This is a genomic window from Candidatus Protofrankia californiensis, assembly GCF_900634765.1.
Lineage (GTDB): Bacteria > Actinomycetota > Actinomycetes > Frankiales > Frankiaceae > Protofrankia > Protofrankia californiensis.
The window spans coordinates 5,490-10,861 of sequence record NZ_CAAAFT010000315.1 but is presented as its reverse complement, the minus strand read 5'-3'; the positions used below and the strand labels follow the sequence as shown (position 1 = coordinate 10,861).

Annotated in this window: 5 protein-coding genes and 1 pseudogene; 3 read left to right on the top strand and 3 right to left on the bottom strand. The window is 67.2% G+C overall.

Translation table 11 applies throughout. The features are described from left to right. Nucleotides 1-85: 85 nt before the first annotated feature. Nucleotides 86-1,158 (top strand): IS630 family transposase gene (locus DD1DGNOD_RS31325; protein ID WP_430827824.1). Its coding sequence is split into 2 segments (ribosomal slippage): nucleotides 86-589 and nucleotides 592-1,158, totalling 1,071 coding nucleotides; the frame shifts between segments, so codons are not numbered across the junction. A 250-nt stretch (nucleotides 1,159-1,408) separates the two neighbouring features. Continuing rightward, on the top strand, nucleotides 1,409-1,576 hold the full coding sequence (locus tag DD1DGNOD_RS30890; RefSeq protein WP_346434337.1) for a hypothetical protein: 168 nt from the start codon (nucleotides 1,409-1,411) through the stop codon (nucleotides 1,574-1,576). A 707-nt stretch (nucleotides 1,577-2,283) separates the two neighbouring features. Here DD1DGNOD_RS30890 and DD1DGNOD_RS16755 read toward each other — a convergent pair. Beyond that, complete coding sequence (locus DD1DGNOD_RS16755; protein ID WP_131768151.1) at nucleotides 2,284-3,123, bottom strand: hypothetical protein; 840 nt, start codon at nucleotides 3,121-3,123, stop codon at nucleotides 2,284-2,286. Between the two features lie 155 nt (nucleotides 3,124-3,278). Continuing rightward, the gene (locus DD1DGNOD_RS16750; RefSeq protein WP_131768152.1) at nucleotides 3,279-4,130 is read right to left on the bottom strand and encodes a DUF72 domain-containing protein; all 852 of its coding nucleotides are present in this window, start codon (nucleotides 4,128-4,130) and stop codon (nucleotides 3,279-3,281) included. Nucleotides 4,131-4,253: 123 nt separating this feature from the next. Between DD1DGNOD_RS16750 and DD1DGNOD_RS16745 the strand changes: the two genes are divergently transcribed. Next, entirely contained in the window at nucleotides 4,254-4,637 is a 384-nt protein-coding gene (locus tag DD1DGNOD_RS16745) for a type I restriction enzyme endonuclease domain-containing protein (protein ID WP_206443244.1), read from the top strand. Between the two features lie 340 nt (nucleotides 4,638-4,977). Here DD1DGNOD_RS16745 and DD1DGNOD_RS16740 read toward each other — a convergent pair. After that, a pseudogene (locus DD1DGNOD_RS16740) lies at nucleotides 4,978-5,372 on the bottom strand (hypothetical protein); the annotation flags it as partial.

Below are 5,372 nucleotides of genomic sequence, written 5' to 3'. Positions count from 1 at the left end.
CACCAACATCAACCGTTACACCGTTAGCTGGACAGTCCCCACTGATGATCGGTGGCGGCTGTAGGCGGTCGGGTAGCCCGTAGGTATGAGGTACGCGACTGGTGGTGGGCTGACCGCCGCCGAGCAGGAGAAACGTGAACAGGTCCGGATGGCCGCGGCTGACCGGTTCGCCCAGGGATGGGCCCAGGTGGAGGTGGCTGAGGAGTTCCGGGTAACGCGTAAGACCGCGAGCCGCTGGTATCATGCCTGGGAATTGGGAGGTACGGCGGCGCTGCGTTCCCGGGGGCCGGCGTCACGGTGCCGGCTGGGCCCGGTGGACATCGCCCGGTTGGAGGCGATCTTGCGTCGTGGTCCGCAGGCGTGCGGATGGGAGGATCAGCGGTGGACGTTGGCCCGGGTCCGGCAGGTCATCGCGCGCACGTTCGGGCAGATGTACACCCTGGCCGGGGTGTGGACGCTGCTGGATCGGTATGGCTGGTCGTGTCAGCTGCCCGCCCGTCGGGCGAGTGAACGCGATGACGGTGCGGTTGAGGTGTGGAAGGCGCAGGTGTGGTCGCAGGTAAAAGCACCGCGGCGGCCCGGGACGCCTGGATCTGTTTCGTCGATGAGACAGGGCAGGGACTGAGGCCGCCACGCGCCCGGACCTGGGGGCGGCGCGGGGTCACCCCGATCATCCGGGTGCCGGGGCGGGGTTCGGGCCGAGTGAGCGTGATCGGGATGGTCTGCTACAAACCCGGCCGGCGGGCCCGGCTGTTCTACCGGACCCGTGTCCACCACGGGCGTCCCGGTGAGCGCAAGGGGCTGGGCTGGGCCGACTGCCGGGATCTGCTGGCTGCTGCGCACGCCCAGCTGGACGGGGGCCGTCTGGTCCTGGTCTGGGACCGTCTCAACATTCACGTGCAGGCGGAGATGATCGGCTTCCTGGCCGCGCACGCTGACTGGGTGAGTGTCGTGCTGCTGCCGACCTACGCGCCTGAGATCAATCCGGTGGAGGGCGTCTGGTCGCATCTGAAACGCACGGTGCTGGCGAACCTGGCCGCCCGTGACATCGACCAGGTACACCGGACGGTCAAGCAGGGGTTGAAACGGATGCAGTACCGGCCCGGTCTGATCGTCGGGTTCCTCGCCGGAACCGGGCTGGCATGGGAAGGCTTGTGATGCTGTGACTCCACACGTTAAACATCAGTAATGCAGCTTGGGGCGGTTTGAAGCCACCCCCCACCGGGCGGCTCCGAGGGGCCACAAAACCCTCATCATCTACGCAGCACCGCGTCGAGCAAGACCACCTACCTCACCTTGGCCTCACTCTCCGCGTTCGTGGCGCACAGAACCGTTCGATCTTGGTTGAAGGTCCTGAAATCACCGTCCGCCCGGTCGCCACACGGCTGCCGACCAGGGACGATGTCCAGTGAACGCTGAGACGATTGCGACAGAGCAGGGATCGAACATACGTTCCGCGGACCTGGTAGGACCCGCGCCGGCTGTGAACCTTGTCACCGCCGTGATGGGGATCGTGGTCGGCCTGACGTTCGGCAACGTACTCGCGCTCAGGCTGCGTCTCGGAGTCCCGATCTGAGTGGCGCCCTTGGTCGCCCAGGCTGTCGACCTGTCCGTCGTGGGTGTCTTGCTCGGCACGCGGCACATGGCCCTGCACGGCGGGCCGGACGGCGTGCTGAAGTCAGCGCGACGTCTGCTCATCTTCTCCAGCATGGTAACGCTGGCGTTGAACGTCGCGGAACCCCTGATCACCGGCGAGTACGGCAAAGCCGCCTTCGATGCCGTCGGTCCGCTGCTGCTGATCGGCTGGTCCCATATTCGGTCCGGATCTGCTCCGCGCCCTGCGGGAAGCCGCACCAGCCCGGCCCACCGGACCCATGACGGCCGTTCCCGCCCAGCGCCAGCGGCCCGTCCCGGACACCGGGCGAGATCATCATTCACCAGTCGGACATCGCGGGTCAGCGGATCATGCACGTCGGCGTGAGGTGCTGCTGGGACGGGCCCGGGCAGAGGATGCCGCGCACTGGCAGGCGGTCGGACAGCCGATCTCTGCGGAAACGCTGCGACGCCGGCTCGCGATCGGCGCCGGCCCAGCACGGGAGATCGTGGCCGCCCTGCGCACGGAAGCCCAAAGTCTCCACAGTCCCGAAACACCTGCCCCCGCGCCAGCCAGCACATAACCTTGTGACTAAAGGAAAATGATCAGGGTACGCGTCGACTATAGCCATCGGCATGCACCCGGTACTTTCCTGGGGAGACAACTACGCGTGAAATCGGGGAGGAACGCTATTGCGGGAGTGCGTCATGGACGTCGGCGGGCAGCTGAGGCAACTGACCGCGGAGATAGCCTATGCCGGCGTCAACGACCCATTGCGCAGTCTGGGAATCGAGAGTCCACGGCCGACGCATCAGCAGGCGCCGCAGACCGGTGCGGTCGGCAGCCCGCAGCGGCGCTGCTCCCACAATCGCCTGCCATCGCGTGCCGTCCCGCCAGTGCGGATCGTCAGGGGTGTCGAGAGCGCGCATGAACCGGTCGACCAGACCAGGCCATGCCGGTGTTCCCCACCAGTGTCGGCAGGCCAGTCCGCCGTGAACCGCCGCACGCCAGAACGCGTAGCGCACCCCGTACTCCTCGGCCGTCGCCGCGAAGCCGCCCATAGCCCCATCGGCATGGTCGCGGTACTCGTCCAGGTCGCTCCCGGCGAGCTCGGCCAGCGTCCACCCAGTCGGCAGGCGCCTGGCAGGGTTCACCAGCCATCGCCAGATCCGGACAGCGAGCCAGTCAGTCGTACCACTGTCAAACGCATCGCACAGCTCTACCCGAAACTGCGGGCCGAGCCCCAGGTCGTTGCGCCAGCGCCGGATGATTTCCCGCACCCGCCAGCTGCTGTGCGCGTTGATCCGCAACATGTCACCGTCATGCAGCCGCCCTTGGCTGTGCCAGTCCTCGACCGGGCTGTTGCGCCAGGCACTGTTGACGATCCCAACCGCGGCAAGATCGAGGACGGGTCCGAGCTCGTCGGGATCGATCTGCACCTGATAGCGCAGCATCGCCTCCACCAGCGCCTGCTCCCGCTGCCGGGACATCGAGCTACCAGAAACAGCTGCCGGGGTCTGCTCAGCCATGACATTCACAGTGCCAGGTCACCACAGACACCATGACGGTGGGCACGGCCGCGCCTCCCCAGCCCGGCCCAGCACCTCGGCGAGCTGCTCGGCATCGTTGCCGACAGGATCAGCCCGGGGAGTCACGAGAAGCGGGGCCCCGCTCCTTCATCGCATCAGAAGAGGGTCAGGGGCTCGGTCGGTATCGGCTGAGGCAGTGCATCGAGTTCGGGCATGCGTACCCGTACGTCGTCGTGGAAGCAGCGGGCGAGTAGTGGCGCGTCGGCGTTGTCTGGGGTGTGAATAAACACGGTGGGTGATCGGCCCTCGCGCAGCCACTCGACGGCAATGTCAATCCAACGCTGCCAGCCTTCGATCGTCCGCGCGGAGGCGTCGCGGCCGAGGTAACGGACGATCGGCCGGTCGGTCAACGCGAGCGATCGGAGCGGCACGCGCGGCTTCTTGGTCCATGCGTCTCGTTCAGCGTCGCTATTTGGAGGGCTTTGAAAGAATGCGGTGGTGTCGAATGGAATCCATTCGGCGGCCGCGGTGGCAAGTGCTCCTTCGAGAAGTCGCGCTGCGCGAGGGTCGTTGAAGAATGCGGGGTGGCGGACCTCCACAGCGTACCGGTGGGACCTGGTGAGCCGGCGCAGAAAGCGGGCAAGCGCGGGGATGTCGGCGGGGGTAAACGATCCTGGTAGCTGTATCCAGAGGGCATGGGCCCGTGGGCCGAGTGGCTCGATCGCTTCCAGGAAGGCGTGAAGCGCTTCGTCGACGTCCGTAAGACGACGTTCGTGTGTGATGATCTTTGGTAGCTTGATCACGAATCGGAAGTCGGAGTCGGTCTGCTGCGCCCACGAGGCCACGGTGCTCCTGGCCGGAGTCGCATAGAACGTTGTATTCCCTTCGACCGCGTTGCACCAGCTGGCGTAGTTCCGCAGGCGTTGGTGAGACGGGAGCGGATGCGCCAGAAAGCGCCCTTGCCATGACTTGTGAGTCCACATCGCGCATCCCACATGAAGACGCATGACCCGAGCCCTCCATGAATAAACCGCACCCGAGGCAGCCGGGCCCGAGTTCGCCCTCCAGGTCGCGACCGTGCCACATGTACTGTATCCGGGCGCCGAGTCCGCCCCCCGGCGTACACGAGCGTGGAGATCATCGCCAAGATCGTCGAGATGGCCAAGGAGGTTGCGGAGGACGCCCGCCGCGGCGAGCGGTTCGATCCGCCTCTGAACTGGCGGGAGCGCGCCTTCTACGACGCGGTGGCTGACCATGGCACGGCGCGCTCGGTGATGGGTGATGAGGTCCTGGCCGGCATCGCCCGCGAGCTGGTCGTCGAGGTTCGCAGGCAGCTCAAGCCGGACTGGATCGCCCGCGAGTCGGTCCGCGCCCGGCTCCGCTCCACCAGCAAGCGCCTTCTGGCCCGCCACAACTACCTGCCGGACCAGGCCCCGGAAGCCATCAATCTGGTTCTCCAGCAGATGGAGCACTTCGCCAACGAGTGGTCCACGTCAGGCGTCCCTGAGAGCTGATCCGGGATCTCGCACCGTGTGCGCGCACCTGGTCGGTGCCGCGCCATCCCGACGGCGGCAGCCTGTGGCTGGTCGCCGACTACGAAGAGCGCGTGGGCCCCGCCCTGGAGCGGTTGGTCGCCGGCATCTGGAGCCACAGTGGCGCAGCCGGCGCTGCGGAGACCCGCAGTCGTCGGCGACCTGTCCAGGCTGATGGCTCGGCTGGTGATCGGGTCCGACTCGTTCGATCGTGGTCGTCCGTCAGGAAACCAGGGCGCGGGGTGGTCGGGACGTGGCGCTGGCGAGGGGCGATTCCTGGGGCGAGCAGGCCTCCGTCCGGCGCCCAGCACGCCTGGCGGTGTCAGTCCTGGTTGTCGAGGAGCTGGGCGGCGGTTTTGGGGTCCATGAGGTTGGACCAGGCCTGTTCGGCGGGGAGGAGGTGGCGTTCGGGGAGGGCGTATTCGGGGAACCAGCCGTCGGCGGCGCAGCCTGGTACGCGGGCGAGGATCATGGCGGTGAGGTTGGTGGGGATGGAGCCGGTGATCCGGATGGCGACGTAGGTTTCGTGGCCGTCGTCGGCGCGGACGAAGACTCCGAGCCGGAAGCCGGGGAAGTCGGCGGCGTGTTCGTGGCCGTCGCGCAGGGAGCCGCGGACGAGGTCCCGGATGACGGTGTCGAGGCGCAGCGCCAGCCTGGTCCCGGCTTCCAGGAGGTAGCGGTCGTGGTCGTCCGGCCCGGGCAGTAGGTGGCGCGTGT